The organism is Pontibacter oryzae, from assembly GCF_003576375.1.
In the GTDB taxonomy this organism is placed as follows: Bacteria; Bacteroidota; Bacteroidia; order Cytophagales; family Hymenobacteraceae; genus Pontibacter; species Pontibacter oryzae.
Window position 1 is genome coordinate 732,283 of the sequence record NZ_QWGE01000003.1, and the last position, 26,269, is coordinate 758,551.

Genomic DNA, 26,269 nt, shown 5'->3' on the forward strand with positions numbered 1-26,269 from the left:
AGGCAAGTATAAAATTGCGCTGTTTCGTGTTACTGCACGCCTTCCTCGCGCGGCTTGTGGGCGCCGTGCTCATACTCCTGCTTCTCCATTTCAAGGCGCTGCAACTCCGCCGCCGACGGGCTACCCAAGGTGCTTAGGTCGGGTTGGCCGGCATCTACCCAGGCAGTGTACCAGAAGCTGGCAATGGTATGGATGGCCAAACGCATCTGGCGCTCTACCTGCCCGTTCAGCTTGCGGCTGTAGGCTTCCGAAAAAGCGCGGGAGTAAACCCGGGTGGTCTGGTTGCTTCGTATCTCGTAGCTATACTTCTTCTCTTCGTCAAACTCCTGCGTTAGCTGCTTCTCAAAGAATAAAACCGAATCAAGGGCCAGGTGGGCACTGCCAACCAGTTGCCATGCCTTGAGCTGGGGCTGCGCAATGTACTCGGGCTGGCCTATAAAAAAGTCATAGGAATCGGAGTAAAGCTCGGGCAGGCGCGTTTCCCAGAAAGCGTGTATGCCCCGCTGTCCGGTTAGCTGGCCGTTGTAGTTGCGGGTAGTGTGCAGCGGCACGCAGGCATCGGCTACATAATGGCCCAGCTCGGTGCTCAGGCGCAGGATGCGGTCGGCGTTACGCTCTTTAAAGGCTTGGGTTAGCTGATACTTCATCAGGCTGATGTGCCAGGGCACGATGCCGTTGGCCTGCAGGGTGTCTTCGCCATACTTTTTCAGGGCTTGCTGCCAGTAGCGGGGCAGTTTGTACAGGGCGCTGTCGCCGTACACATCCAGGTCGATGTAGTGGCGTGCAGCCTCGTTGGCCACGGCGTAGCGGCGGCGATCGGGGTTCACGGCGTTTTCGGTGATGTAGCGGATATGCTTTTTATAGAACCCGAACAGCTCGGGAGGCAAGGTAAATACAGCCAGCCGGTTAATGCGCTGGTGCGCAAAAAAGCCCCAGGTATAAGCCTGGAGCGGCAGCAGAAGTGTAATTAGCAAAAGTATACTTATGGCTGGCCTTCTCATACTTGCCTTTTACGGGAAGTGCTGATTCTCAAGGTTACATCAAGTATAATTATTTTATATAGTACAGTGTGTTGTCAGTTGTAGAGCTTTAAAGGCTTAGGAATAGTGGAGTTGCTAGCAGCAGACCTGATCTCCCTCTTATTGGTCTGCTCTTGCCTTACGTTCGGTGGTATAATATTACCGAACCACTTTTCCGGTGCAAGTATAGAGGGCCACGCGCTTTCATATCCGTGAGTCAGCGCCATTATACCTGCACTTTGGGTTGGCTCATGTATAAGAAAAAGCTGAAAACTGCGAACGTATAAGGCATACCTGAAGCACGTAGGATGCCTACCATAAAGTATAAGCCACTGGTTTTTGCTGCGCAAAGCCTTATCTTAGGTGCTCATTATTCCACAAAACTCGATAAACAAAATGGCAACCATCAACCCTTACCTAACCTTTAGCGGCAATTGCGAGGAGGCATTCAATTTCTACAGATCTGTATTCGGGGGCGAGTTCCCGTATGTGGGCCGGTTTAAAGACATGCCTTCTGATGAGCCTTTGCCAGAAGCGGAAGTTAACAAGATCATGCATATCTCACTCCCGATCAGCCAGGAAACCGTGCTGATGGGCAGCGATTCTTCGGAAGCCTTTGGGCAGGCAACCGTGGCAGGAAACAACTTCTCTATCTCTATCAACACCGACAGCGAGGAGGAGGCCGAAAGGCTTTTCAACGGTTTGTCTGCGGGAGGCAACGTAACCATGCCGCTCAACAAGACCTTCTGGGGCGCCTACTTTGGCATGTTCACCGATAAGTTTGGCATACAATGGATGGTAAACTACGATTACAATCAAGAAGAGCAATAAAACACAAATGCCAGCCACAGTAACGGGGCTGGCATTTGCTTACAAGTTATACATGGCTAGCGCTTTTTAGACAGCCCCGGAAAGCTCATCTTATAATCAGCGTCCACTTCGCCTTTCGATATCTTGGTCAGCTTGTTCTTGATCAGGCGTTTTTTAAGGCCGGAAACTAAATCCGTGAAGAGTATGCCTTCCACGTGGTCGTACTCGTGCTGGATAACGCGGGCCGTCATGCCATCATAGGTGTCGGTGTGCTCGTTCCACTCCTCATCGAAGTAACGGATAACGATGCGCTCCGGGCGGTAAACCACCTCGCGCACGCCAGGTATGCTCAGGCAGCCTTCCTCAAAGCCCCATTCCTCACCGTCTTCCTCTATAATCTCCGGGTTGATAAAAGCTTTTTTCACGCCTTTTCCTTCGTCTTCATCATCCATCATTGGCTCAGAATCGATCACGAACAAGCGAATACTTTTGCCGATCTGCGGAGCTGCCAGGCCCACGCCATGCGCATGGTACATAGTAGTGTACATGTCTTCGATCAACTCCTTCAGGTTAGGAAAGTCCTGCGGAATGTCTTCTGCTACTTCTTTCAGTACAGGGTCGCCGTAGGCAACAATTGGGTAAATCATATGCTTCTGCTTTCTAAATACGACTGTAAAATAATGGTGGCGCTCAGGCGGTCAACAGTGCCTTTATCCTGGCGGTCTTTTTTCTTCATGCCGCCGGCAAGCATGGCCTGTTGCGCCATTTTAGAGGTAAAGCGTTCATCGGCTAAGTGTACCGGAATACCAGGGAACTCCTTTTCCAGCTTCCTATGGAAGCCTACCACATGCTGTGTGGCATCGGTTGGCTCGCCGGTCAGGCGCTTGGGCATGCCTAATACCATAGCATCCACGGGTTCGCGCTGCATGTAGGCCTTCAGGTAGGCTAACACATCTTTGGCGTGAACGGTTTCTAGCGGGTTCGCGATTATCTGCAGTGGGTCTGTTACTGCCAGTCCCACACGCTTGGTGCCATAATCAATCGCTAAAATCCTGCCCATAGTATAAATGCTTGTGCCGCAAAGGTAAGGAATTTAATGTTTGCTTGTTAACTGCCCGTTGCGGCGGCCTTATACTTACAGTTTAAACTCTAGGGTAACATAGTAGCTGCGGGCATCCGAAGGGATAATGCCGGGGCCAGGGTATCCTGTGGCACGGCGCGTAAAGTAGCGGTTATCCGTCAGGTTGTTGATGCCGGACTCCAGCGTGAAGCGCTTATATGTATAGCTTCCCGAAAGGTCCATAACCCAGTACGCCGGTATTTTGCCCACCACGGCGGTTGGCTCCAGTATTGAGTTTTCCGCATCGGTGTATTGCTCCGAAGTATAGCTGTATTGGTAGGCCAGCTTAAAGTTGTTGCGCTTGAAAGCCAGGCCGGCCTTGGCGATGAGCGCTGGGGCCAGCTCCACCTGGTTGCCGTCTACGGTCTTGTCCGGGGAGCTATACACCGTATGCACCAGCGTAATGTTGGAGAAGGCCGAGAGGCTGGATGGGTGCTCCGCGCCATAGTATAGTTTCAGGAGGTCAGCCTCCGCGAAGGTTTCCAGGCCGTAATGGTACGAGTCGCCGATGTTGGTGCGGATGCGGTCTGTGGTGCCCTGTATTTTTTTAAAGTTAATGCGGTCTTTATAAGCCAGGTAAAACAGGCTGGCATCATAGTTCAGCAGGCCGCTCTTATTGCCGCGCAAGCCCAGGTCGGCACTGTAGCCGCTCTCGTCCTGCAAGTTTTGGTCTGGTACCACATTAGGGTTTACCACGCGCATATCGTTAAAGTTGATGGCGCGGTAGTTCTGCGAAAAGTTGGCGTATACTTCCATCGCATCGCTGGCTTTATAGCTCAGGCCTAGGCCCATCAGAAACACATGGCGGGTATTGCTGCGTTCTTCCGGCACCACTTCATCATATACAACGTTACCTGCCTGGTCCTTTTTCTGGTCTCGGTAGCTGCCATCGGCATTGGTGTTAATCCACTCGTAGCGCAGGCCAGGGGTAATACTTAGCTTTGGGGTGATGTTAAAGATATTCTCGGCAAAAAGAGCTGTGTTCTGGCTCAAGTAGTCGTAGCTGGAGGTGTTCGGGCCGTTAACCTCGGTGTAATAATTAAAGTCAGCGTTAGAGGCCACAGAGCCATCGCCCTGCTGTTGGTCGGTAAAGCCACGGTAATAGCGCCCGCCTACTAACAGCGTGGAGAAAGAGTTGCCTAGGTCGTAGCGGTGGATGAGGCGCGTTTCGTTGCCCACGTTCCGGAACTTATCCTGCAGTAGTGTGCGGGGCGCGGTCAGGTCGTCGGGGCGGTTTATCTTGCCCATGTAGCCTAAGGCATCACGCTGGGCAAGTAAACCGAAATTGCGCACGTTCAGCTTGGTGCGTTCGGCCAAGCGATAGTCCAGCGTTAGGGCCAGCAGGTTCCAGTTCACCTTAAACCAGTTTCGGTCACGCTTCGATTGTTGCGCATCCTGGTTAAACTCAAGGTCAGTTAAGCCGCCGGGTTGCTGGGCCAGGTAATCCATGTACGTATAATCAAAGCCTATTTCCAGTTTAGAGTTTGGCTTGTAGTGTACTGAGCTAAAAGCAGTATGTGCCTCAAATCCAGAATTATCGCGCCAGCCGTCGCCGCGCTTGTACTGGTAGTAGCCATAGTAGTGCAAATTACCCTTTGTGCCGCCAATGCTGTTAAAGGAATTAAAGAGGCCCCAGGAGCCAGCGGTCTGTCGGGTTGTCAATTCAAAGGGTTTATCCTCCGGGCCTTCTTTCATTACAAAGTTAACCATGCCGCCAAACTGCGTGCCGTACTGCAGGGATGCCGCGCCGCGCACCACCTCTATGCGGTCCAGTGCCTCGGTAGGCGGGGTGTAGTAGCTTTCGGGGTAGCCGAGCGCATCAGCCGAAATATCGTAGCCGTTTTGGCGCGTGTTAAAGTTGGATGTGCGGTTAGGGCTAAGGCCGCGGCCCCCAATGCCAAGCTGAATGCCGGCTCCATCGCTTTCCCAGATGTTAAGGCCGGCCACCTTGGCAAACACTTGCCGGCTGTTGTTGGTGGCTTTGTTGGCTGTAACATCACTGAGCACCACTACCTCGCTTTTCTTTCCTTCGTAGATAGCAGCACCCTCCACAGAATTGAGGCGGGTAATACCAAAGGTTTTTTCGCGCTCGCCCTTCACATTTACCTCGCGGAGTTTGCCTTCCAGGGGCTTCAGTTCAAAGTGAAGTATGGCGTTGCCATTGCGGATGCTAACCTGCTGCGTAGCCGAGCCCCAGCCAACGCTATAGGCCGTTAAAGTATAGGTGCCGGGCACCAAGCCGTCTATAGTATAAGCTCCTTTGGAATCAGCCTTTACCAGCATGCCGGTATTGGTTAACAAGACCTCAGCCTGCGTCACAGGCTTTTGGCTGCCAGCGCTGGTTATGTTGCCGGAAACGGAAAAGGTCTGGGCCACAGCAGACAGGCTGCAAAGTATGAGGGCAATTATAAACGTAACGCGCATCAGATATTAATTCTGCCCCAATGCATCTTGCGGAGGGGCTGTGTTTGGGTTTAAAGGTAAAATCCAGGCTTTTGGCAGGAAGCTGTCTTTCTCGGCCGCTAAGTTAACGGTTGGGTCGATAAAAAGCCTGCTGCCACGCCCATTCATAGCGACATAAATCTCGGCACGCACTTCAGCATTGGCTATGCCACGGCTGGCAAAATCCTGCTTCAGCAAATGGGCATACTGCACCATCATGTCGGGTTGAGTGGCTACCTGCTTTTCCTGGTTCACGGTCAGGTAGTCACGGTTATTGATCTCGGTCTCGCGGCCTGTCTTCGGATCACGGACGTAGAAAAAGGCTGTCCCGGTTTTCTCCATCAGCATTACGCGCCACGAGAAGCGGTAGCCTTGCTCGGTCCAGAACAACTGGCCGGGGTAAAGTATAAAGCGCCATGGTACCAATGCCTGCACGGCAAAATGCAGTGCCAGCAAGTATAAAAGTATGGGCTGCGCGGTTGTATGGCTATATCTCTGGAAAGCGGGAGTGCGCGCGCGGGTTATACCTTTGAGCCCTTGCAGCAGCCGCTCATGAAACTTCTCAGAGAAGAAAATCAGGGTGCTCACCATCATGATGTATGGGAACATACCGATCTGGAACAGCACGGCCGTGAGCACATGAAACACGATTACCGTGGCATAAGCCACAAGCCTGCTCTTGCGCCAGCTCAGGAAAAACGGGATGGTGAGGTCGTAAAACGCGCCAAACCAGCAGAACAGGTAAGCTATCCATGCTTTATCCAGCCACGTGCCGATAAGCGGCAGGTGCGTGTGGGCAGGCAGCCAGTAGCGCAGCGGCATGGCCTCCAGCAGCCAGTCAGGGTGCAGTTTGGCTAAGCCGGCGTAGAAGTATACCAGCCCCAGTTGCAGCTTAAAAATAAGCACGGCCCAGCGCGGCACGTGGCTCACCCAGGTATGCGGCTTGCGCAACACATCCAGCGAGAAATGCCGATGCGCCGGCACCAGCACCAGCAGCAGCGCCACCACGCTTACAAAGTAGTAGTGGTTAAGGTAATTGGTTTTATCGATGAGCTCGACGTAGGTAAAGCTCAGGAAAAACAGCACCGCCGACAAACGGTAGAACAAACCCAGCATCAGGCCGAGCGCAGCCAGCGCCATCAGTATAAATAGGGCGTGCATGCCTGTTTCGCCGAGGGGCTGCACCCACTCAAAACCGTAGTAGGGGAAGTATACTTTAGGTGTTACGTACAGGTCGGTTACCCAGCCTTTTGCCATAAAGCGCAGAATGCTGGCCAGCATCATCCCCCCGAAAATAACCCGGAACACCGCCAGCGGAGCCGCCGATACTTGAGCCGTTAGGTATGGTTTGAGCTTTTGGAGCATAAAGTATGCGTGCTGTGATAACCTGAGAAAGCCCACGCCGGTTGCTGCCGGCGCAGGGTAAAGTATAATGGCTTAGTCGCCGTCGCTATCGTTGTAGGTAATGGTTACGCCCAGGGCAGACGGCATGTCGGTTTTGGTGAGCACGATGAGCTTCTGTAACTCGTCGTATGCTTTTGTTACGGCTTGCGGCTGCGTATTAACGGCTTGCACCAATGGCTCTTGAATAGCATTTACAGCAGCTAGTGCGGCATCAAATTGCTGCTCAATGGCATCGGATAACAAGCCTTGTCCGTAGGGCGCTTTCACGTAATCCAGATAATCGTCCAGACCCGGGCCGTTGGTGCCGTTGGTTGTCATGCCCATGAACACGGCTTTCTCGGCTTTAATGCTGCGCTTTAACAGCTCCAGCGAAAAGCTCTGGCTATAGTAAGCTTCTACTCTGTCCGGAAGGGTGGTTCCTTGCGAAAACCTGCCGCTCGGGAAACCGATTTTATTTCGCTTTGTATTGTCGATGTCCTGGTTAAGCTCGTTTACTAGGCTGCCAATGGCGCTGCCAACCGCTGTGCCCTTGGCTTGTTTAAAGGTAGAAGTATAGCCTCCGTTTGTCCAACCCTGGTATGTTGCAGCTGCGCGCTGCTTTATCAATGCGCTTACATCCTGCAGGTACTTTTTGCGCTTGGCTGCGTTGGCAGCGTTAGTGTACTGCTCCAGCAGCGTGGCATCAGCGGCATTGTAAAGCAGGTAGTCCAGGGCTGGGAAGCCTTTGGCATCCAGGTTAGCGGCAGCTTGTAGGTCGTAAGTTCCCGCAGTAATGTTTGCCTCGATCTCGGCGGATGAGGTAGGGTAAATGTTCAGGTTAGTGCGCAGCAGTTGGTCGCTGGCTGGGCCAAACTCAAATACACTTGCATCCTGCCAAGCCGTGTAGGCATCCAGGTAGGCGGCGCGGGCCGCCTGTAGGTTTACTGCGGTAGGTGTGGCTGCAAACGCATTAATGGCTGTGTGCATGGCCTCGGCCTTCGCACTGAAGGTGGCGTATGCCGGTATAATCAGGTTGTCGGCATAATGGGCCACCATGGCATCGCGGTCGTAGGTGTCAGCTGGCGCGGATTCGCCGTCCGAGGAGCTGCAACTGCTCAACAGCGCTGCACTGGCTAATGCCACTAAACTATACTTTCTGAAATTAAACTTCATGAGGATATATTGCTTTTTAAACGAGAAAGGCAGCAGCCCGGGATAGATGAACCCCAAGCTGCTGCGTCTGCTTTATTGCTCTCTAAAATCTGCGGCTGCTTGCTTATAGCTGGCCCTTAATGCTATCCATGCCATAAGTAGTGCTTAGGATGTTGATGGCGGTATTAATATTGTCAGCGGTAGTATTGTACAGGTTCTCTCCAATGGCCGCTCTCACTTCCTGATACTTAGCATCGGTTAGTTTGCGGTCTGTCTTATACTGCAGGCCCATCACAAAGCCAATAGCCTCAGAAAGGTAATGGCTCTTCTTAGCTTGGTCAGCCAGGTTGTTTTTGGCGGCATTCAGCTCATGTATGGCAGAGGCGGCTACCAGACGCTCCCACTCGGTGCGGATGGTGGCGATAGCCTCGTCCTTGGCTTTCATGTCTTTGGCCGAGATGGCGGCGCGGCCCTTCAGGAAGGCATCCATCAACACTTTGTTGCTACCCAGGGCAAGGTTAACCTGGTTGCTGTAGTTAGCCCAGTATTTCGTGTCCGTTACGTTTGTCGGGAAGTCTTTTGGCGCACCGAAGTAACCGAAAGCTTCGTCCCAGTGGTGCTCCATGGTAGTGCCTTCGCCCGGCGTTACGGTAGTGTTGTCTACGGCAGGGCCTATTTTCTCAGTAGAGAGGTAACCATCAACAGCCTGGCTATAGAACACGGCGCCCATCAGGCCCTTCTGGATAACCTGGCCATACTCCACGCCTTTGGCGCTTACAAAGTACTTTTTGGTGTTGTCTGTAGTTGAGGTAAGTATACCCGCTGTGCCATTTGTTGCGTTTGTATTGGCATTTTGGCTGGCAGAAGCCACATCTGTCAGGAGTTGCTCAAAAACCGGCTGAGCAGTAAGGGCAGTCTTGTTTTTCAGTTGTTTACCAGATGCATTCAGGCTGGCATCGCTGAATGGCTGGCCAGTGTTGCTGTACATGTTCTGCAGCTTCTGAGCATCCAGGGGAGCGCCGGCATTCGCTGTCTTGATGTAGTTGTTCAACTCATCAAGCATGGCTATACGCGCTGTCTGGCCAGAGTAGTTTACGTTCTCGAAGTTATAAGTGGCAGGTACTTGATAAGAAACAGTATCGTCTTCGTCATCAGAGCAAGAAGTAAACGAAACGCAGGCTGCAAGCCCAATAAGTGCTAACGTAGTGTGCCTTCTAAGGGTGGTAAGCATAGGTATTTTATCTCTTTATTTAGACTGATTTAAAATAGTGATGCAAAGCTAAAAGGCTATTCTAATCTAGGCAAGCTTTATTTGGAATAATTTTAAATAAGCTATACAGTGTATAAACATTGACCTAGATGCACCGGATGACTATGCAGCGCCAGTCGCAACTTTAACAATTTTGAATTTGTATAGATATAGGGCACCTCAGTATATTTAAGGTAAATTACCGTACTGCATGCCGGCCCCTTGCTGTGCCGGCTCACCAAACAAATCAGAATAAAACTATGGATATGATGGAGAAAGAGGACGAGAGAGATAAGATCCGAAACTCACCATTTCAGATAAAATTGCCATTTATTATAGGTATGGCGCTTGTAATAGGCGTGTTGCTGGGAGCCACAACCTTCTCTCCATCGCCCAATAACCCACAGGGCACAGCCAAAAGTTACCTGAAGTTCAGGGATATACTAAGCTATATAGACCGCGATTACGTGGACACTGTGGATATTGAGGAACTTACTGACTTCGCAATCACTGAAATGCTGGAAAAGCTAGACCCGCACACAGCCTACATTCCTGCTGACGAGCTGGCCATGGCACGGTCCTACCTAGAGGGCGACTTTGAAGGCATCGGTATTGAGTTTAATATCTTTAAAGACACCATTTATGTGATAACGCCCCTGAGCGGCGGCCCTTCCGAGGCGGCAGGCATACAGGCTGGCGATAAAATCATTAAAGTGAACCAGGAGAATGTAGCCGGCATAGGCATTAACAACGAAGGAGTGTTTAAGCGCCTGCGCGGGAGAAAAGGCACCCAGGTAAACCTGACTATACTTCGCAAAGCGCTTAAAAAGCCGCTGAACTTTACGATTGAGCGTAGCAAGATCCCGACTTACTCCGTGGATGTGAGCTATATGGTAGATAAGAAGACGGGCTATATTAAGGTGAGCCGCTTCTCGGCCAATACCTACGAGGAGTTTAAGGAAGCGCTGGTAAGCCTGAAAGGAAAAGGGCTGGAGCAACTTATACTGGACTTGCGCGGCAACCCTGGCGGTTACATGGACCACGCCATCCGCATGGCTGATGAGTTTATCTCTGGCGATAAGCTGATCGTGTATACCGATGGCAAAGGTAACAAGTATGATTCCAAGACATTTGCCGAGCGCCGCGGTATTTTCGAGAACGGCCCGCTGATCGTGCTGCTGGACGAAGGCAGCGCCTCGGCCTCCGAAATTGTGGCCGGTGCCCTGCAGGACAATGATCGTGCCCTGATTGTGGGCCGCCGCTCATTTGGCAAAGGCCTGGTGCAAATGCCGATCCCGCTAAACGATGGCTCTGAGCTGCGTCTCACCATCTCGCGCTACTATACACCAAGTGGCCGCTCCATTCAAAAGCCATATACCCACGGCGCGGAAGACTACCAGATGGATATTCTGAACCGCTTCGAGAACGGCGAGTACTTCCACCCCGATAGCAGCCTGTTTGTGGACTCTCTGAAGTATAAAACCCTGAAGGGGCGCGCCGTGTATGGCGGCGGCGGCATTATGCCCGATGTGTTTGTGCCCCGCGATACCACAGAGCTATCCGAGTACCTGAGCCAGCTGTATAACAAGAACATTATCCGGGAGTATACTTTATCATACTACCAAAAGCATAAAAAGGAGCTTGAGAAAATGCCTTTCGAGAAGTTCCAGAAGAGCTTTGAGGTAACCGAGAACATGCTGCAGGAAGTTGTTAAAATGGCGCGTGCCTCGGGGGTAGAGTACAACGATGCGCAGTTCAAACGATCCAAAAACCTGCTACGCAACAACCTGAAAGCCTTTATTGGCCGAAGCGTGTATGGCAATGCTGGCTTCTTCCCGGTGCTGCACGAGTCGGACGAAGAGTTTCAGCAGGCCCTGAAGTACTTCAGCCGGGCAGGCAAGCTGGCGGCAGGCAATATGTAAGTATATGTTGGCTAAAATAACCTTCGGCTACTAGGTTTATACTTATTGATTAACTTTTGATTGAACGTACGGGAACTGGGCAGTGTAAAAGGCCACGTGCCTGATGCCCTGTACTTTCAGCTCCAAACCCAACGACACCTTAAAACTAATCATACATGGCCTATTACTATAAACTCGGGGAGGTGCCACACAAGCGGCACACGCAGTTCCGGCAACCCGACGGCAGCTTATACGCAGAGCAGCTGGTGGGCACGCTGGGCTTTAGCGGCGTTTCGTCTTTGCTGTACCATATTAACCCGCCCACGCAGATCAGCCGCATCGGGGAGCCCAGGCCTTATGCGCCAAAGCGTGCCGAGGGCGTAAAGCTGGCGCCGCAGCACCTGCGCACCGTAGAGGTAAACGCCACCGGCCCCGACTACCTGAGCGCCCGCAAAACCATGCTCTTTAACAACGATGTGGCCATCAGCCTTTGCAACCCCTCGGAGCAGGAAATGGACTATTACTATAAAAACGCCCAGGCCGATGAAGTAGTGTTTGTGCACGACGGAACCGGCGACCTGCTTACCCAGATGGGCCGCATCCCGTTTGGCCCCGGCGACTACCTGGTTATCCCGCGCACCGTTATCCATAAATTCCGCTTCGATAAGAGCGAGAACCAGGTAAGGCTGCTGGTAATAGAGTCTTTCAGCCCGATAGAAACGCCTCGCCGCTACCGCAATCACTTTGGCCAACTGCTGGAGCACTCCCCATTCTGTGAGCGCGACATGCGCCCACCCGTGGAGCTCAACACCGAAACCGGCCCGGGCGAGCGGCTGGTACAAGTAAAGAAAGAAGGCGAGCTGCACCAGTTTTACTATAACTTCAGCCCTTTCGATGCTGTGGGCTGGGATGGCTATTTCTACCCCTACGCGTTCAACATCAAGGATTTTGAGCCGATTACCGGCCGCATACACCAGCCGCCTCCCGTGCACCAGACCTTCGAGGCGCATAACTTCGTGATCTGCTCGTTTGTGCCGCGCCTCTTCGATTACCACCCGCTGTCCATCCCTGCGCCCTACAATCACTCCAACGTAGACTCCGATGAGGTGCTATACTATGTGGAGGGCAACTTTATGAGCCGCAAAGGCGTGGACCGGGGTTCGTTTACCATCCACCCAGGAGGAATTCCGCACGGGCCGCACCCGGGTACCGTGGAGGCAAGTATTGGCAAGAAGGAAACCGAGGAGTATGCCGTGATGGTAGACACCTTCAAGCCACTACACTTAACCGTGGACGCGCTACCTTACCTGGACGAAAACTACCCGATGAGCTGGAACGAGCACGGCACTGGAAACGTGCGCAAAGGAGATATGTTTGACTAAACTGCTTCTAGTTTTGTAACTTGCGGCGGGAGAGAAGGTGCTCAGGTGCTGGTATCTCTCGCCGCAATTGTTTTTCACCCTTATATAATTTTACAATGATGATGAGAAGAGTAGCAATGGCTGTAGTAATGATGGTAGCCCTGGCAGCAGTAGCCTGTGACAAGATTGATGACCTGCTGACCTTCTACATAAACGAAGAGGAAACTTTTACAATTGAGTCGGACTTTCCATTGGGCGTGCTAGTGCCGGCCACACCGTTTACGATCACTACTAACTCCGAGGAGAAATTCAAGAACAACAAGACCCGTGCTGAACTGGTAAAGGATGTTACCCTGAACAGACTCTCGCTAAAAGTTACGGACCCGGAAGGACAGAATTTTGATTTCCTGGAGCGAATCGAGCTATACATTTCCAGCGAGGATGAACCGGAAGTAAAGATTGCTTATCTGGATGCAGTGCCGGAAGGCCAGACAGAACTAACCTTAGAGTCTACCAACGCCAAGCTGGATAAGTACATTAAAGGAGATAGTTATACTATCAGAACCAAAGCAGCGCTCAGAAAAGCCATATCAAAGGATATTACTATTAAAGCCGACATGCGCTTTAAAGTAACCGCAGATCCGTTATAAGATGCATACGTTACAAATGAGGATTTCAGAAGATAATAAGTTAGAGAAGATCATCATAGTAGGCGACCGCGTGCTCATAAAGCCCAAAACCGCCCGCGACCAAACCAAGACTGGTTTATACTTGCCGCCTGGCGTGCAGGAAAAAGAAAAGGTGCAGGAAGGCTATATTATGAAAGTGGGCCCAGGCTACCCGATTCCGGCAGACTTCGGCTACGATGAGGAATCGTGGGGGCAGGAGGAGGAAGAGGTGCGCTACATCCCGCTTCAGGCAAGAGAAGGCGACTTGGCCATTTACCTGCAGCGCGATGCCATTGAGATCAACTACCTCGGCGAGAAATACTTTATCGTGCCGCAGTCGGCAGTGCTGATGCTGGTGCGTGAAGAAGATCTTTAGCCAGCAAGTCATTTATGCAAAAAGGCCATACTTGCAGTGTTGCAAGTATGGCCTTTTTGTGTTTGGGGAAGTTTGTAACGAAAGGTGTAATCCAGCAATAATTCAGCGTGTGATTATCAGATTTCATACTTTAGTGATATAAACCAGTAGCACCTCAAGACATGTTTAAACATTAAAAAAATAGTGTCCTCCAGAAGCAACTTTTGCCTTTGGTGCTGCATCTATTATATCACGTACGCTAGCCATTCATTTCCGGACTCTATGAAGAAACTATTACTGTTGCCAGTCATGCTATTGCTGTGCTTTGCAGCAGAAGCGCAGGATAAAAAACAAGACCAGGCCAAAAAGTATAACTACCCACAAAAAAGTATGCGGGCGCTACGTGTAGAGCAAGCCCCGAAGATAGACGGAGAGCTAAATGAGCCTGTGTGGCAGCAAGCCGAGATCGCGACGCAGTTTATCAAGAACAGGCCCAACCCCGGCCCCCTGGAGAAGCACCCCACCGAGGTGCGCATACTTTACGACGATGCCGCTATCTATGTAGGAGCCATCATGCACGATGTGTCGCAGGACTCGATCTTCCGGGAACTGGGCCGCCGCGACGACCTGGGCAACACAGACTTCTTCGGGATTTTCCTGGACCCATACTTAGACCAAATCAACGGGTTTGGCTTTCTGATCACTCCGGAAGGCGTGCAGCTGGATGCCCGCTACTCCTCCAATGGCGAGGACTGGAGCTGGAACGCCGTATGGGAAAGCAGCACCAAACTGAACGAGACCAGCTGGGTAGCCGAGCTGAAGATACCTTACTCAGCCATTCGCTTCAGCAGCCAGCCGGAGCAGGTGTGGGGCATCAACTTTATGCGCAACCGGCAATCCACGCGCGAGGCTTTCTTCTGGAACTACGTAGACCCGGCCAAAGACGGCTTCGCCAACCAGTGGGGCAAGCTGGAAGGGCTCAGCAACATAGAGGCGCCGCTGCGCCTATCCTTCACGCCATACATCTCCACGTACATGGAGCGCTATCCGGTGCAGCACGAGGGCGGCAGCACCACCCACAAGTATGATTACAACCTGAGCGGCGGCATGGACCTGAAGTATGGCATCAGCGATGCGTTTACCCTGGACATGACCCTGATCCCCGACTTTAGCCAGGTGCAGTCTGATAACCGCGTGCTTAACCTGACGGCTTTTGAGCAGCAGTTCAGCGAGAACCGGCCTTTCTTCCTGGAGGGCACCGAGCTGTTTAACAAAGGCGATTTCTTTTACTCTCGGCGCATCGGCGGCAGACCCATCAATTCAGGTTTGGTGTATGATGATGCCTACGAAGGCTACGACATCGTGTCTAACCCTTCCGAAACCAAGATGATCAACGGCACCAAAGTATCGGGGCGCACCAAATCCGGTTTGGGCATTGGGGTGTTTAACGCAGTGGTAGGAGAGCAGTACGCCGAGCTGCGCGACAAGGAAGGCAACAGCCTGAAGGTTAAAACGCAGCCGCTTACCAACTATAACATCGCCGTTTTTGACCAATCCCTGAAGAACAACTCCTTCGTAACGCTGGTAAACACCAACGTGATGCGGCAGGGCTCTTCTTATGATGCCAACCTAACCGGCTTGCTTTTCAGGGTGGCCAACAAAGGGAACAAGTATGCCATCGACGGCAAAGCAGCCCTGAGCCAGCAGTTCCACCCCGACGAAACTGAGCGTGGCTATATGTACCGGCTGGGCCTGTCTAAAGTAAGCGGCAATTTCCAGTTTGGGGCCTCGCACGTGCTGCGCTCCGACAAGTATAACCCCAACGACCTGGGCATACTTTTCAGAAATAACTCCTCGGAGCAGGAAGTATACTTCTCCTACAACATCTACGATCCGTTCTGGAAGCTGCTCAATCTTTATACTACGATCGGGGCAGTGCACGAGCGCCGCTTCAGGCCCGATGAGTTTCAGAATTTCGTGATCTTCGGGAACGTGAACGGCACGTTTAAGAATTTCTTGAGTGCCGGCCTTAACATGAACCTGGAGCCCGTGCGCACCAACGATTTTTTTGAGCCGCGCATGCAGGGCAGGGTCTATGCCTACCCGGTTAATTACAATGTCAGTGGCTGGGCGTCATCGGATTACCGCAAGCGCCTGGCCCTGGATGTCAGCACGTGGTACCGCACCTTTAAGGAGAACAACCGGCGCACCTTTGGGTATAGTCTCTCGCCGCGCTTTAGGGTAAACAATCAGCTCAGCTTTAACTACAGCTTTGAATCCAGCAACAGGGCCGACGATATCGGTTTTGTGGACATTGTCCGGCACGAGGACGAGGAAGGCAACGAGCTACGCGATGCAGATGTGGTGTTTGGCCGGCGTGAAGTAAATTCTGTTTATAATAGTCTCTCGGGAAGCTATATTTTCAACAACCGGATGTCGTTGCGGTTGCGCGCCTGGCACAACTGGAGCAAGGTTATTTATAACGATTTCTACTTGTTGGAGAAAAGCGGCGCCCTGGAGCCATACGCCTATACTTATGGCCCCGACGACTCGCCAAACGTAAACTACAACTCCTTTAACCTGGACATGGTTTACTCGTGGTGGTTTGCACCCGGCAGCGAGATCAGCATTGTCTGGAAAAACGCTTTCGAGGAGAACCGGAACATCGTGGACCCATACTATCTGGATAACTTCTCGCACACGCTAAGCTCCCCGCAAAGCAGCACCTTCTCCATAAAAGTACTTTACTATTTGGATTACCTCACCCTGAAGCGCAAGCTTGCCAATTCTTAGGGTTATACTTAGGCTGATTTAGTTTTCAGCAGCAGGCTCAGGAGCATACTTCTCGAAGTGTAAAGTATACTTTGGAAGGGCAAGTATAAAAATAGCCGGCGCTGAGGCAGCGCCGGCTATTTGACTGTTAGGGTAGTAAAAAGGTAAGAGTTATTATTTTATCTGCTAATCATTACTTTACGGGTATATACCTTATCCCCGTGTTGCAGGCGCACGATGTAAAGCCCGTTAGCACCTTCCGAAATATCGAAAGAGCCTCTGTACTGGCCGTTTATGCTTTTTACTGAGGCAGCATAGAGTTGCTTGCCCAGCATGTCGGTTACAGTAAGTGTTAGGTTTTCAGGCGCACCGGTTTCCACGGAGTAGTTAAAGTACCCATCGTTGCTCGGGTTCGGGAACACAATTAGCTCGGGGCCAGCATTGTTCTCGGCGCTCTCCAACTCATAGCTGTATGCCAACGACATCTCGGAAACGCAGCCGTCTTTAAAGACCATCACGCTATACTTGCCGCTTTCAGTTGGGCTAAAGTTTTTGCCGGTAGCATTTTTCACTGCCTCGCCATCTAAATACCATTGGTTGCCTTCTGCCGCGCTAGATACCAATTCCTGGCCGCTGCGCGCTACGCTTGGCTGGCTAAGTGGGGTGCCGGTTTTGATGGTAACAGCGGTGCGCGGACTCGGGCAACCCAGCGAGCGTACTTTTAGGTCGTAAAAATAGTAGTAGTAGGCCTCTGGCGTGGTGGTGGCCGTGTTGCCCGTAATGGCAAATACATTGCTCACCTGAAACGGATACCCGGATACCCCGCTATTGTTCCTGAAAATGGTGGCCCCATCCTCATAAGAGATCGCGATGCTATACTCTCCGGCCTTTGGTAGCTCCAGCCCCAGGTAGTATACCTGGCCCTGGTCGGCAGGGTCGTTGTTGCTGACTCCTGCGGCTGGCGTGGACGAAGTGGCAGTTACGCTGAGCGTGCGGGCCGATACCGGTGCACCATTGCTATCGTATACCGTAAAGGTGATTTTGCCGCTGTTGCCAATGTAGAGGCGGGCCTGCTCCAGCAGCAACGGTGCTTTAGCTTGCACCAAAACATCCGGGCTAAACTGGTTATAGTTTCCTCCTGCAAATGTGCTCTTGTTAGCCACACCCACGGTACCAGCAAAGTCATCGAAGGCGGCAAACAGGGTAGTCCCTATAGTAGATACTGGAGCTTGTACCTGGTTGCCAGCAGCCACAGGCGTAGTGCTAGTTAGTGAAGTATACCAATAAGGGGTGCCACTGCCTTCTGCAGATAAAGTATACTGCGGGTCGGAGCCGCAACGGAAGGCAGAAGGGTCTATCGGTGCTTCGGAATTGGCGGCTACTGTAAAGGTGTAGCCTCGCTGGTTGTTGCTTTCCACGGCATCGGCTTGTAGTGTGGCTGTCGCTAAAAGTTCATACGTAGCGCCAGCTTCTGTACTGAAACTGTCTTCTAAAAGCAGTTCTGCCCGGCCATAAGGTGGAAGCGTGCCCTTAAATGTGCCGGTAAGCGTTTTTAGTGTAGTGCCGTTTTTGCGTACTTCTATACTTACCGGGATATTCGATTGCGAACTTGCTCCTGCATTTCGGAGGGTTACCAATACCTTTTGCGAAGCAGAGGCACAGAGCGAGGTAACGCCTGTTGGCAAGATACTGGTAATAGCCACATCCTTAGCTGGCTGTACAAATTGAACTAAGTAGTCCTGCGTTTCGCCGAGGTTGCCGCTGCCGCAGGCGCTAACTGCGCTGGCGTTGCTGGCATTTTGGGCCACCACACGCATACGCACTTTCTCGCCTTGGCGCACCGAGCCCGGCGCCGTGATGCTGGCCGTAAATGTGCCGTCACCGTTAATAATCTCGGATGTTGCGGCCTCCTCGCTGGCATCGGCAAAGCTGCCGTTGCCGTTCCAGTCTATAAACACCTTGGTTATTTTGGCGGCATCGGCCCCGCAGGAGCCTAGCTGCACCTGCAGCTGCTTGGTCTGGCTTGGCTCAAAACTGAAAACGGTATTGGTCAGGTCGCGGTAGGTAGTGCAGTTACCGGATATATCCAACGACTCACTTCCTAAAGTAACCTTCGTGATCTTAGCGCCCTGGTTGGTGGCCGGAGCACTGGCGCATACTGCTGTGCCTCCCACGCCGCTCACTAGCAGCGCGTAGGCCTGCGGCCCTTGTTGCAACGTGCCTTTGTGGCGGATAGTGATGGTGTAGGTTTTCCCCGGAACGGCATCGGCTACGAGCACTTGCTCCACATTATCCAACACATTATCGCCGGGTACGGCTGGGTTGGCAGGTGCGGCGGGGTCCAGCGTCCAGGGAGTGTAGTTTTTGCTGTTCCCGCTTACGCGTACATCCAGGTCATTAATCAGTTTAGGGGCACGGTTGTTCAGCACGTTAGAGCCTATAGCCGTAACGACTGCCTGCGGATCGGTCCAGGAAATGGTCACCTTTAGCGGTCCTGCACCCGAAGCGGTTACTTCTAACGTCTGCGTCTGGCCTTGCACCAATGTGCGCTCCTGCAGCAGGTGGTTGTTGCGGGTGTTGCTGATAACCTGTGCGGCAAGCTCTGCGTTTACTACGCCCCAGCCATACATATAGTCTGGGCCAGGTTGCGTACCCGCCTCATCCGTAGTATGGATGGCAAGACCCTTAAGCGTGGCCGCGCGCATAAAACTGCCGTTGTTGAGGTTGGCATAATGCTCCTGCAGCAGTAGCATGGTGCCAGCCACGTTCGGCGATGACATAGACGTACCGCTCAAAACCTGGTAGCTTCTGTCGTTAGTGGCTACCGTCGATAGCACGGTTACGCCGCTTCCTACCACATCCGGTTTAATGCGGCCATCATCCGTAGGCCCCCACGAACTGAAGGAGGATATCTTGGCATCAGAAGCCTGGTTATACCCATCAGAGATAGGAGCTATGGCACCAACGGTAAGTATGTTTTTAGCCGTGCCAGTGGTAGAGATAATATCATAACTGTTGTTAGGGCTAAGGGAAGCCGGCCGCGATTCGATGAGTTTGAAGGAGCCGGTGCTGTTACGCTGATAGTATGGCTGCCCCACAGCAGGGCCGGTTTCGCTACGGTTGTTGCCAGAAGACTTCACAATCAGGTAGTAAGGGGCGTTATAGGCAATCTCATCCCAGGCGGCCGCGCCATCATCGTAATAGCCGAACTTGTAATCTTCGTTCGGGCTTACATCGGTATTGCCCCACCACTCCCAGTAAGGGTCTTCGGCGGTGCCTTTACGATCCGAGTTATAGCGCCAGCCGCTAATGCTGCCATACGAGTGGTTCGATACCAGCAGGTCTTTGGCAGCGGCGGCCATCTCGGCCTCGTCGCCGTTAAAATCATAGGCCTGCAACGATTTATACCCAAAGGCCATTCCTTTAGCCAGTGGGTTCAGGCCGCTGGCCATCATGGTGCCTGCCACGTGTGTGGCATGGTCGTTATCGGTGCGGGTGTTGTCTTTCTGGGTAACACGCCCTTTTAGCTCCTGGTGCGTGGCGCGCACGCGGCCACCGTCCCAGATGGCCAGTTTGTTGGCCACGCTGCTGCTGCTGCCGTTCAGGCTAAGGCCCAACGAGCCGCCAGCCCAAAGCTGGTCCGTTTTAGTGGTTGCCGCCGAGTTAGAGTTGTTATAAGTGATATAGTAGATGGGGAGCCCAGTGGCGTCGAGGCCTTGCAACGAGACATGCGTACCGTCTTTATATGATCGCTCAATTACCCAACCACGCGCACGTGCCAGTTCCAGTGCCTTGGCACGGTTGGTTTTATAATCCTTTTCAGCAGAGGTGGCAATACGTTGCAAAGCTTTGGTATTGGCCCGCATAGGGGTGGAGCCGCGCTGTGCAAGTGCCGTAGTGCCCGTTGCAAGACTTAGCGCAACAAGCCAAAGGCTCAATCTTCTCATAAAAATAGTTGGGTAGAGTTTTTTCTATCTCTTAAGATACTATTAAAGCACGATAAAGCCAAAGATGTTCCTTTATGAAGGATAAAATTGCACTGTTATATGCCTTTTTGTGGGATCAGTTGGAGGTAGAATGCCAAAGTATGCAGCCGACTATACTACCTGCCTGGGGAAGTTTACTTAAAGTTGGCTGCCTAGCGACGGTGTCTTTTGGTACCGGTAAATTACGAGTGATCATAAAAAAAGCGCTCCGGCTTTAACCGGAGCGCTTCAGTAAAGTATGGATTTCAAGTACAAATTACCTTTTCAGGTACTTGGCAAAGTCCTTGGCAAAGTATGAAAGTATGATGTCGGCACCGGCGCGCTTGATGCTCATTAGGCTTTCCAGCATGGCTTTCTCGCCATCCAGCCAGCCACGCTCGGCGGCGGCCTTCACCATGGCATACTCCCCGCTTACGTTGTAGGCGGCAATAGGCAACTGCGAGTGCTCGCGCAGCAGCTTAATAATATCCAGGTAAGCCAGCGCAGGTTTCACCATCAGGTAATCAGCTCCTTCCAAAATGTCCAGCTCAGCTTCCAGCAGGGCTTCGCGGCTGTTGGCCGGGTTCATCTGGTAGGTTTTCTTATCGCCTTTTTTGGGAGCTGATGAAAGGGCGTCGCGGAACGGGCCGTAAAATGCGCTGGCATACTTTGCCGTGTAGCTCATAATACCAACCTTCTGGAAGCCATTTTCATCCAGCACGTGGCGGATATGCGCCACGCGGCCATCCATCATGTCGGAAGGGGCGATCACGTCGGCACCGGCCTCGGCTTGCGCCAGCGCCATTTTGCCCAGCACTTCCAGCGTTTCATCGTTCAGTATCTCACCGTTCTCCACTATACCATCGTGGCCGTCGGAGCTGTAAGGGTCCATGGCTACATCAGTGAAAAGCGCTACCTGCGGGAAGTTCTTCTTAATCTCGCAGATGGCTTTGGTGTAAAGGCCGTTTGCATTATAGCTTTCGGTAGCATACTTATCCTTAAGCTGCTCCGGAATGCTCGGGAAAGGGGCGAAGGCTGTGATGCCTAAGTCCACGCAGGTGGCAATCTCCTCCTGCAAGGTATCGATGGAAAAGCGGCTGATGCCTGGCATAGAGGCAACCTCTACGCGCTGGTTTTGGCCTTCGATGACGAAAAGGGGCTGTATAAAATCGTTTACGCCAAGTGTAGTTTCCTGCACCAGGTTGCGAATTACCTCGGTTTGGCGGTTACGTCTCGGTCTTCTGATCATAGATGTATGGTTTTACAGAAAAACATTCTGATTCAAGTTGCTGCAAAGGTACGGCTTAAATTACAGAATTGCTGATCGTTTGTGGTGCCAACCGTGGTGTTTGTCGGGCAGAGAGAGTTCGGAAAGTATAAGCCGGCAATGCGTTGGCTGCAAAGTATAAATCGGCACGCGGCTAGAAGTATGCGGCCATAAAAAATGCTGACACGGTTCTGTGGCAGCATTTTTTAGTAGTTGAAATCTCAATATTAACTCTAGAATGCTTTGCTTAACAGTTAATCTTCGTCTTCATCCGGCAGGATCTCTACATCCTGCACCAGCACAAAGTTCTCTATTTCGCGGGCGCGCGGCGTGTTGGCCAAGCCGCCTTCGGCAGTCTCTTTATACTTGCGCTCCATACTTTCGCCTACCTCACCGAGGGCGGCTACGCACTGGTCTACAGGGATAACCGGGTCTACGCCGGCAATGGCCAGCTGCGCCGAGGAGAAAGCGATGGCGGCGGCACTGGCGTTGCGCACAATGCAAGGCACCTCAACCAGGCCGGCAACAGGGTCGCAAACAAGGCCAAGCATACATTGGATCGTAATGGCTACAGCATTAAATACCTCTTGCACGTTGCCACCCAGACAATACACAATAGCCCCGGCGGCCATAGCGGCGGCGCTGCCTGTTTCGGCCTGGCAACCGCCCACGGCACCGGCCAGGGAGGCATTTTGCTCGATAATGAGAGCCACGCCAGCGGCAACCAACAATCCTTCATGTATTTTTCTGTCATCCAGCCCGTGTAGCTCCTGCAAGGTGGTAAGTGTGCCGGGAAGTATGCCCGAAGCGCCGGCAGTTGGTGCTGCTACCACGCGGCCCATGCATGAGTTTACCTCCTTGGCGCCCAGCGCCCGCGATACCAGCATCTGGAACTCAGGCGAGAGCACTGTTACTGGTGATCGAGCTACTTTCTTGGCACCGTTGTTTACCATGCCTGAGCGCGACTTCATGTCTTCAGTCAGGCCGGTTTTAACGGCGTCTTTCATCACCTCAAACGCGTTCCCGATATTCTCCCAGATAAATTCCTCGGTGCGGCCTTTCTGATCGATCTCGTATGCTAATACAGGCTGGTAAAGCGGCTCTCCGGTATCGGCGCAGTGCTTTTCCCAGCTTTTAAAATCAGTGAATAGTAATGACATAGTTTTAATCCTTTCTCCAGTGTGTAAGTCGTTTTTTAATCAAGGGGCGCCAATATAGCTACAATTTCGCGAAGCAACTACAAGTGCCCTGTTCTCAACAAAAGCTACCCTGCTAATTGTTCGGAGGCAGCTACTTATAAGTATAAACTCCTCTATTACTATTACGTTTTAAAGCTTTATCTACAGCATCATACTTTGATAAATAACTTATGAACAAGCAGGAGGGAAACAGAAGACGGGTAGCTATGCGCGTGTACGGCAAAGTGCAAGGTGTGTTCTTTAGGGCGAGTACGCAGGAAAAGGCACAAGAATTAAGCCTTTTGGGTTTCGTGCGTAATGAGCCCGACGGCAGCGTGTACTTAGAAGCTGAAGGAGAGCCTGCTACTCTAAAACAACTGGAGCAATGGGTGCACCAAGGGCCCAGCCGCGCACAGGTGGAGAAGGTGGAAGTGGAGGAGAAAGAAGGCTTAGGAAAGTTTGATGGGTTTGAGCAACGGCGGTAGAAGGAGTGGTTTTTTAGCGGACGCTTACTCCATAGCAGCAGAGAGAAGATCTATACTTTATCAAAATTAACCTTCACTTCTTGCTTCTCGCCGGAGTGCATGTCTACTTTAAACAGTTGGTGGCTGTTGGTGCTGCTTATCCAGAGTTGGCCATTCAGGAAAAGCACATCGTTGGGCTCGTGCAGGCCGCTGCATAGCGTGCGCAGGCGGTTGCGCTGCAGGTCCAGCACTTTTATTTTGCCATTGTAAGTATCAGCAATGTAGATGTCGTTGTCGATTACCTCCAAGCCGACGGCATGTTGCAGCAGCGCCTCGTCGGTGTGCCCATCCACGTCACCAAAATCAAAAAGGCCACGGCCAAGCGGAGTCAGTACCATGTCTGTTTCGGTGTTTACCGTCCGGATGGCGCTTGCCTCGGCATCGGCTACATAAAGTACCGGGCCCTTGTTGGCCAGTCCGCTGGGTTGGTTGAAGCAGGCTTCGAGCAGGGGGCCGTCGCCGAGGGCTTCGCGGCCGGAGCCGGCATAGCGGTATACTTTCTCTGTTTCCAAATCCATGCGCAGGATCTGGTGGTTGCCGGCACTGGCAATGTAGAGGTAATCGCCAAGTATGAGCAAATCCCAGGGGCTGTTTGGGTTTACGGGCACGTTTAGCTTATCCTGCAGAAAATAGTAGCCCAGCTCCCCGGTGCCGGCGGCGGTGCTTACAGTTTTGCTTTTCAGGTCTACCTTCCGGATGGCGTTGTTTTTGGCATCGGCCACATACAGGAAATCGTGGTGCAACGCCATGCCGTGCGGCTCGTAGAAAGTTGCCTCATCATAGTTCCCATTTAGAAAACCCTGCTCGCCGCTACCGATTACCTCCAACATCTGCCCCTGCTGGTTTAGTTTAAGGATGCGGTTGTGTCCGCTATCGGCCAGGTAAATAGCGCCACTGGCATCAGCAATTAACTTAGACGGGAAGTATAGCTGGCTAAGCGGCGGAGTTTGCCGATCCACGTGGAAACGGATAGGCTCGCGGTTAAGCTGGTCGGCAAACTCTTCCTGCAACTGCTCAATGTATGGCTTTACGGTGTTATATACATCCTCGCCGGCATGCTGCCCCACTACGCGGCCTTTCGGGTCTATGAGCACGGTGGTAGGCCAGGCGCGTATGCCATACTGATACCAGATGCGCGTATCGGCATCGTTTACAACCGGGTGCCCGATCCCGAATTTCTGAATGGCCTGCTGTATAGTTTCGCTTTGCTGTTCGGCATCGAATTTGGCGGAATGCACACCAACCACAACCAGCACATCGGTAAACTCCTCTTCCAGCCGCTTGAGGTCAGGTATGATGTGCTGGCAGTTTATGCAACCCAGGGTCCAGAAATCCAGCAACACGATTTTGTTCCTGAAGTCCTGGATAGACCAGCTCTGGTCGGTGTTGAGCCAGCCGAAGGGCGTGTTGATTTCCGGGGCGTTGGTACGGCCTGTACGCATGGTGGTGGGGTTTAGTAGCGGTTATTGTACCGGTGTGTAAGTATAAATGTTTTAATTGGTGCTTGGGTGATGTTGCGGATCTGCAAACCGATGTAAGTTATACTTTGGGATTATTCCTCCGGGCTATTTTTCATCCTCAGTCTTAATTGCCTATCGTTTTAATTCTTGCTTTGGTGCGCTCTAGCCCGCGGGGGCTCGTTTTCCCATTCGGCGCGGTGTACATTTCCTGCCTTACGGCTACCGCTGACGCGGCACCGAAAATCTACAAGGCGCCTCACGGAAAAACTGGGATCATTTCAGATAGCTCCTGTCCATGAAACTGGAGCCGCATTGTAGGGACAGGTCGCGACCTGTCCTTGCTGTGTCTTCAGCTATAAAACCATACTTCATTTAATGTTATATCCGCAAAGTGCTTTATGAAGCTGTAGGTTTCGGGTTCGGTTCGGCTTGCGTTGTTATTGCTCGTTTCAAGTCAAAGTATAGACGCAGTTTAGCTAGGTTGCAGGTAAGGCAAGTATGGTAATTTATCGTAAATTTGCCTAAACAGCTGCAATACAATGGCAGAAACTTATACTTCAGACTTCGGAACGATACTGCTTTTCCTGGTAGGCGGGGCAATTTTTGTGGTAATAGGCTTGTTTACCAGCGGGCTGTTGCGGCCTAAAAACCCGAACCCGGAAAAACTGGCCACTTACGAGAGTGGTGAGGAGCCCATCGGCAATGCTTGGGTGCAGTTTAACCCGCGCTTTTACGTGGTGGCGCTTATCTTTATCGTGTTTGATGTGGAGTTGGCTTTTCTGTTTCCGTGGGCTACAGTTTTTGGGCGCCGCGAACTGGTGGAGGCCACAGACGGCGTGTGGGGCTGGTTCTCTTTAGTAGAGATGTTCATCTTTATTGGGGTGCTGGTGCTGGGGCTGGCTTATGCCTGGGCCAAAGGCCACCTCGACTGGATCAAGCCGAAACCTATACTTCCGCAGAGCCGCTCTAAAATACCCATGGACGTTTACCAGCGTGTAAACGAGCGTAAGTATAAATCAGCGCAAAAACCTGAGGAACTATAGTTAAACAGCGCATCAGCTTAAATTTTTATTTCTGATTGAACAACCTAGATAAAACCGGAGAAGGCGGTGTAGTGATCACCAAACTGGACGACCTGCTTAACTGGGCGCGACTGACCTCGTTGTTCCCGATGGGTTTTGGCCTGGCCTGCTGTGCCATTGAGATGATGGGGGCGTATGCCTCGGGTTACGACCTGGATAGGTTTGGCGTGATACCGCGCGCCTCGCCAAGGCAATCGGATGTGATGATTGTGGCAGGTACGGTTACCTTTAAAATGGCCGACCGCGTGCGCCGCCTGTATGAGCAAATGCCCGAGCCGCGCTACGTGATCTCGATGGGGAGTTGCTCGAACTGCGGCGGCCCGTACTGGGAGCACGGTTACCATGTGGTAAAAGGCGTAGACCGCATTATACCTGTGGATGTTTATGTGCCAGGTTGCCCGCCAAGGCCTGAAGCGCTGATCGGTGGTTTTTTGCAGTTGCAGGAAATTATCCGGAAAGAAAGTATACGCGCCCCAAGAGCCGTGCAGCAGATCATGGCCAAACGTATGGCAGCAGCAGAAGCAGCAAATCAGGAAAGTGCTTAAATCACTCAATCGCTCA

20 protein-coding genes are annotated in these 26,269 nt (G+C 52.1%); 9 read left to right on the top strand and 11 right to left on the bottom strand.

Annotated features, from left to right (window positions below):
* Positions 1–29: 29 nt before the first annotated feature.
* Complete coding sequence (locus tag D1627_RS11950; RefSeq protein ID WP_119432458.1) at positions 30–1,001, bottom strand: zinc dependent phospholipase C family protein; 972 nt, start codon at positions 999–1,001, stop codon at positions 30–32.
* A 414-nt stretch (positions 1,002–1,415) separates the two neighbouring features.
* On the opposite strand from D1627_RS11950, the gene D1627_RS11955 reads away from it, so the two are divergent.
* Positions 1,416–1,850 (top strand): VOC family protein, encoded by a 435-nt coding sequence (locus D1627_RS11955; RefSeq protein WP_119432556.1) that lies wholly within the window; start codon positions 1,416–1,418, stop codon positions 1,848–1,850.
* Between the two features lie 56 nt (positions 1,851–1,906).
* Here the strand turns inward: D1627_RS11955 and def are convergent, their stop codons facing one another.
* The 6 genes from def to D1627_RS11985 form a co-directional block, all read right to left on the bottom strand.
* On the bottom strand, positions 1,907–2,476 hold the full coding sequence (gene def, locus D1627_RS11960; protein WP_119432459.1) for a peptide deformylase: 570 nt from the start codon (positions 2,474–2,476) through the stop codon (positions 1,907–1,909).
* On the bottom strand, positions 2,473–2,889 hold the full coding sequence (gene ruvX, locus D1627_RS11965) for a Holliday junction resolvase RuvX (RefSeq protein ID WP_119432460.1): 417 nt from the start codon (positions 2,887–2,889) through the stop codon (positions 2,473–2,475). Before ruvX ends, def begins: the two co-directional genes overlap by 4 nt.
* 75 nt (positions 2,890–2,964) lie before the next feature.
* Positions 2,965–5,373: a TonB-dependent receptor gene (locus D1627_RS11970; protein ID WP_119432461.1), complete on the bottom strand. Its 2,409-nt coding sequence runs from the start codon at positions 5,371–5,373 to the stop codon at positions 2,965–2,967.
* 6 nt (positions 5,374–5,379) lie between these two features.
* Positions 5,380–6,756 (bottom strand): HTTM domain-containing protein, encoded by a 1,377-nt coding sequence (locus D1627_RS11975; RefSeq protein ID WP_119432462.1) that lies wholly within the window; start codon positions 6,754–6,756, stop codon positions 5,380–5,382.
* Positions 6,757–6,828: 72 nt separating this feature from the next.
* Complete coding sequence (locus tag D1627_RS11980) at positions 6,829–7,947, bottom strand: imelysin family protein (protein ID WP_147383288.1); 1,119 nt, start codon at positions 7,945–7,947, stop codon at positions 6,829–6,831.
* A 103-nt stretch (positions 7,948–8,050) separates the two neighbouring features.
* On the bottom strand, positions 8,051–9,157 hold the full coding sequence (locus D1627_RS11985; protein ID WP_119432464.1) for a DUF4856 domain-containing protein: 1,107 nt from the start codon (positions 9,155–9,157) through the stop codon (positions 8,051–8,053).
* Positions 9,158–9,444: 287 nt separating this feature from the next.
* On the opposite strand from D1627_RS11985, the gene D1627_RS11990 reads away from it, so the two are divergent.
* The 5 genes from D1627_RS11990 to D1627_RS12010 all read left to right on the top strand — a co-directional run bounded on the left by D1627_RS11990 (position 9,445) and on the right by D1627_RS12010 (position 16,253).
* On the top strand, positions 9,445–11,097 hold the full coding sequence (locus D1627_RS11990; RefSeq protein WP_199688429.1) for a S41 family peptidase: 1,653 nt from the start codon (positions 9,445–9,447) through the stop codon (positions 11,095–11,097).
* A gap of 155 nt (positions 11,098–11,252) precedes the next feature.
* On the top strand, positions 11,253–12,458 hold the full coding sequence (locus tag D1627_RS11995) for a homogentisate 1,2-dioxygenase (protein ID WP_119432466.1): 1,206 nt from the start codon (positions 11,253–11,255) through the stop codon (positions 12,456–12,458).
* A 95-nt stretch (positions 12,459–12,553) separates the two neighbouring features.
* Positions 12,554–13,087 carry a hypothetical protein gene (locus tag D1627_RS12000; RefSeq protein WP_233555613.1) on the top strand — a complete coding sequence of 178 codons (534 nt, stop codon included), beginning with the start codon at positions 12,554–12,556 and terminating at the stop codon, positions 13,085–13,087.
* Between the two features lie 16 nt (positions 13,088–13,103).
* Positions 13,104–13,481 (top strand): co-chaperone GroES, encoded by a 378-nt coding sequence (locus D1627_RS12005; protein WP_119432467.1) that lies wholly within the window; start codon positions 13,104–13,106, stop codon positions 13,479–13,481.
* Positions 13,482–13,742: 261 nt separating this feature from the next.
* Entirely contained in the window at positions 13,743–16,253 is a 2,511-nt protein-coding gene (locus D1627_RS12010; protein WP_119432468.1) for a DUF5916 domain-containing protein, read from the top strand.
* 158 nt (positions 16,254–16,411) lie between these two features.
* Here D1627_RS12010 and D1627_RS12015 read toward each other — a convergent pair whose 3' ends face one another.
* From D1627_RS12015 to sdaAA, 3 genes are all read right to left on the bottom strand, one after another.
* Positions 16,412–20,179, bottom strand: coding sequence for a S8 family serine peptidase (locus D1627_RS12015; protein ID WP_119432469.1), 3,768 nt, complete (start codon positions 20,177–20,179; stop codon positions 16,412–16,414).
* Positions 20,180–20,474: 295 nt separating this feature from the next.
* The gene (gene hemB / locus D1627_RS12025; protein ID WP_119432471.1) at positions 20,475–21,446 is read right to left on the bottom strand and encodes a porphobilinogen synthase; all 972 of its coding nucleotides are present in this window, start codon (positions 21,444–21,446) and stop codon (positions 20,475–20,477) included.
* A 272-nt stretch (positions 21,447–21,718) separates the two neighbouring features.
* The gene (gene sdaAA, locus D1627_RS12030) at positions 21,719–22,624 is read right to left on the bottom strand and encodes an L-serine ammonia-lyase, iron-sulfur-dependent, subunit alpha (protein WP_119432472.1); all 906 of its coding nucleotides are present in this window, start codon (positions 22,622–22,624) and stop codon (positions 21,719–21,721) included.
* Positions 22,625–22,833: 209 nt separating this feature from the next.
* Here sdaAA and D1627_RS12035 point away from each other — a divergent pair, with 209 nt between their 5' ends.
* Positions 22,834–23,127 (top strand): acylphosphatase, encoded by a 294-nt coding sequence (locus tag D1627_RS12035; RefSeq protein WP_119432473.1) that lies wholly within the window; start codon positions 22,834–22,836, stop codon positions 23,125–23,127.
* A 50-nt stretch (positions 23,128–23,177) separates the two neighbouring features.
* Here D1627_RS12035 and D1627_RS12040 read toward each other — a convergent pair whose 3' ends face one another.
* Complete coding sequence (locus tag D1627_RS12040) at positions 23,178–24,608, bottom strand: thioredoxin-like domain-containing protein (protein ID WP_119432474.1); 1,431 nt, start codon at positions 24,606–24,608, stop codon at positions 23,178–23,180.
* Between the two features lie 557 nt (positions 24,609–25,165).
* On the opposite strand from D1627_RS12040, the gene D1627_RS12045 reads away from it, so the two are divergent.
* Together D1627_RS12045 and nuoB are read left to right on the top strand one after the other, a co-directional pair.
* Positions 25,166–25,669, top strand: coding sequence for an NADH-quinone oxidoreductase subunit A (locus tag D1627_RS12045; RefSeq protein WP_119432475.1), 504 nt, complete (start codon positions 25,166–25,168; stop codon positions 25,667–25,669).
* A gap of 35 nt (positions 25,670–25,704) precedes the next feature.
* Positions 25,705–26,253 (top strand): NADH-quinone oxidoreductase subunit NuoB, encoded by a 549-nt coding sequence (nuoB, locus tag D1627_RS12050; protein ID WP_119432476.1) that lies wholly within the window; start codon positions 25,705–25,707, stop codon positions 26,251–26,253.
* Positions 26,254–26,269 lie beyond the last annotated feature (16 nt).

Excerpts from the sequence above, each read along its gene's own strand:
- D1627_RS11950 (WP_119432458.1), bottom strand. The coding sequence starts at position 1,001 with ATGAGAAGGCCAGCCATAAGTATACTTTTGCTAATTACACTTCTGCTG.
- D1627_RS11955 (WP_119432556.1), top strand. The coding sequence starts at position 1,416 with ATGGCAACCATCAACCCTTACCTAACCTTTAGCGGCAATTGCGAGGAG.
- def (WP_119432459.1), bottom strand. The coding sequence starts at position 2,476 with ATGATTTACCCAATTGTTGCCTACGGCGACCCTGTACTGAAAGAAGTA.
- ruvX (WP_119432460.1), bottom strand. The coding sequence starts at position 2,889 with ATGGGCAGGATTTTAGCGATTGATTATGGCACCAAGCGTGTGGGACTG.
- D1627_RS11970 (WP_119432461.1), bottom strand. The coding sequence starts at position 5,373 with ATGCGCGTTACGTTTATAATTGCCCTCATACTTTGCAGCCTGTCTGCT.
- D1627_RS11975 (WP_119432462.1), bottom strand. The coding sequence starts at position 6,756 with ATGCTCCAAAAGCTCAAACCATACCTAACGGCTCAAGTATCGGCGGCT.
- D1627_RS11980 (WP_147383288.1), bottom strand. The coding sequence starts at position 7,947 with ATGAAGTTTAATTTCAGAAAGTATAGTTTAGTGGCATTAGCCAGTGCA.
- D1627_RS11985 (WP_119432464.1), bottom strand. The coding sequence starts at position 9,157 with ATGCTTACCACCCTTAGAAGGCACACTACGTTAGCACTTATTGGGCTT.
- D1627_RS11990 (WP_199688429.1), top strand. The coding sequence starts at position 9,445 with ATGGAGAAAGAGGACGAGAGAGATAAGATCCGAAACTCACCATTTCAG.
- D1627_RS11995 (WP_119432466.1), top strand. The coding sequence starts at position 11,253 with ATGGCCTATTACTATAAACTCGGGGAGGTGCCACACAAGCGGCACACG.
- D1627_RS12000 (WP_233555613.1), top strand. The coding sequence starts at position 12,554 with ATGATGATGAGAAGAGTAGCAATGGCTGTAGTAATGATGGTAGCCCTG.
- D1627_RS12005 (WP_119432467.1), top strand. The coding sequence starts at position 13,104 with ATGAGGATTTCAGAAGATAATAAGTTAGAGAAGATCATCATAGTAGGC.
- D1627_RS12010 (WP_119432468.1), top strand. The coding sequence starts at position 13,743 with ATGAAGAAACTATTACTGTTGCCAGTCATGCTATTGCTGTGCTTTGCA.
- D1627_RS12015 (WP_119432469.1), bottom strand. The coding sequence starts at position 20,179 with ATGAGAAGATTGAGCCTTTGGCTTGTTGCGCTAAGTCTTGCAACGGGC.
- hemB (WP_119432471.1), bottom strand. The coding sequence starts at position 21,446 with ATGATCAGAAGACCGAGACGTAACCGCCAAACCGAGGTAATTCGCAAC.
- sdaAA (WP_119432472.1), bottom strand. The coding sequence starts at position 22,624 with ATGTCATTACTATTCACTGATTTTAAAAGCTGGGAAAAGCACTGCGCC.
- D1627_RS12035 (WP_119432473.1), top strand. The coding sequence starts at position 22,834 with ATGAACAAGCAGGAGGGAAACAGAAGACGGGTAGCTATGCGCGTGTAC.
- D1627_RS12040 (WP_119432474.1), bottom strand. The coding sequence starts at position 24,608 with ATGCGTACAGGCCGTACCAACGCCCCGGAAATCAACACGCCCTTCGGC.
- D1627_RS12045 (WP_119432475.1), top strand. The coding sequence starts at position 25,166 with ATGGCAGAAACTTATACTTCAGACTTCGGAACGATACTGCTTTTCCTG.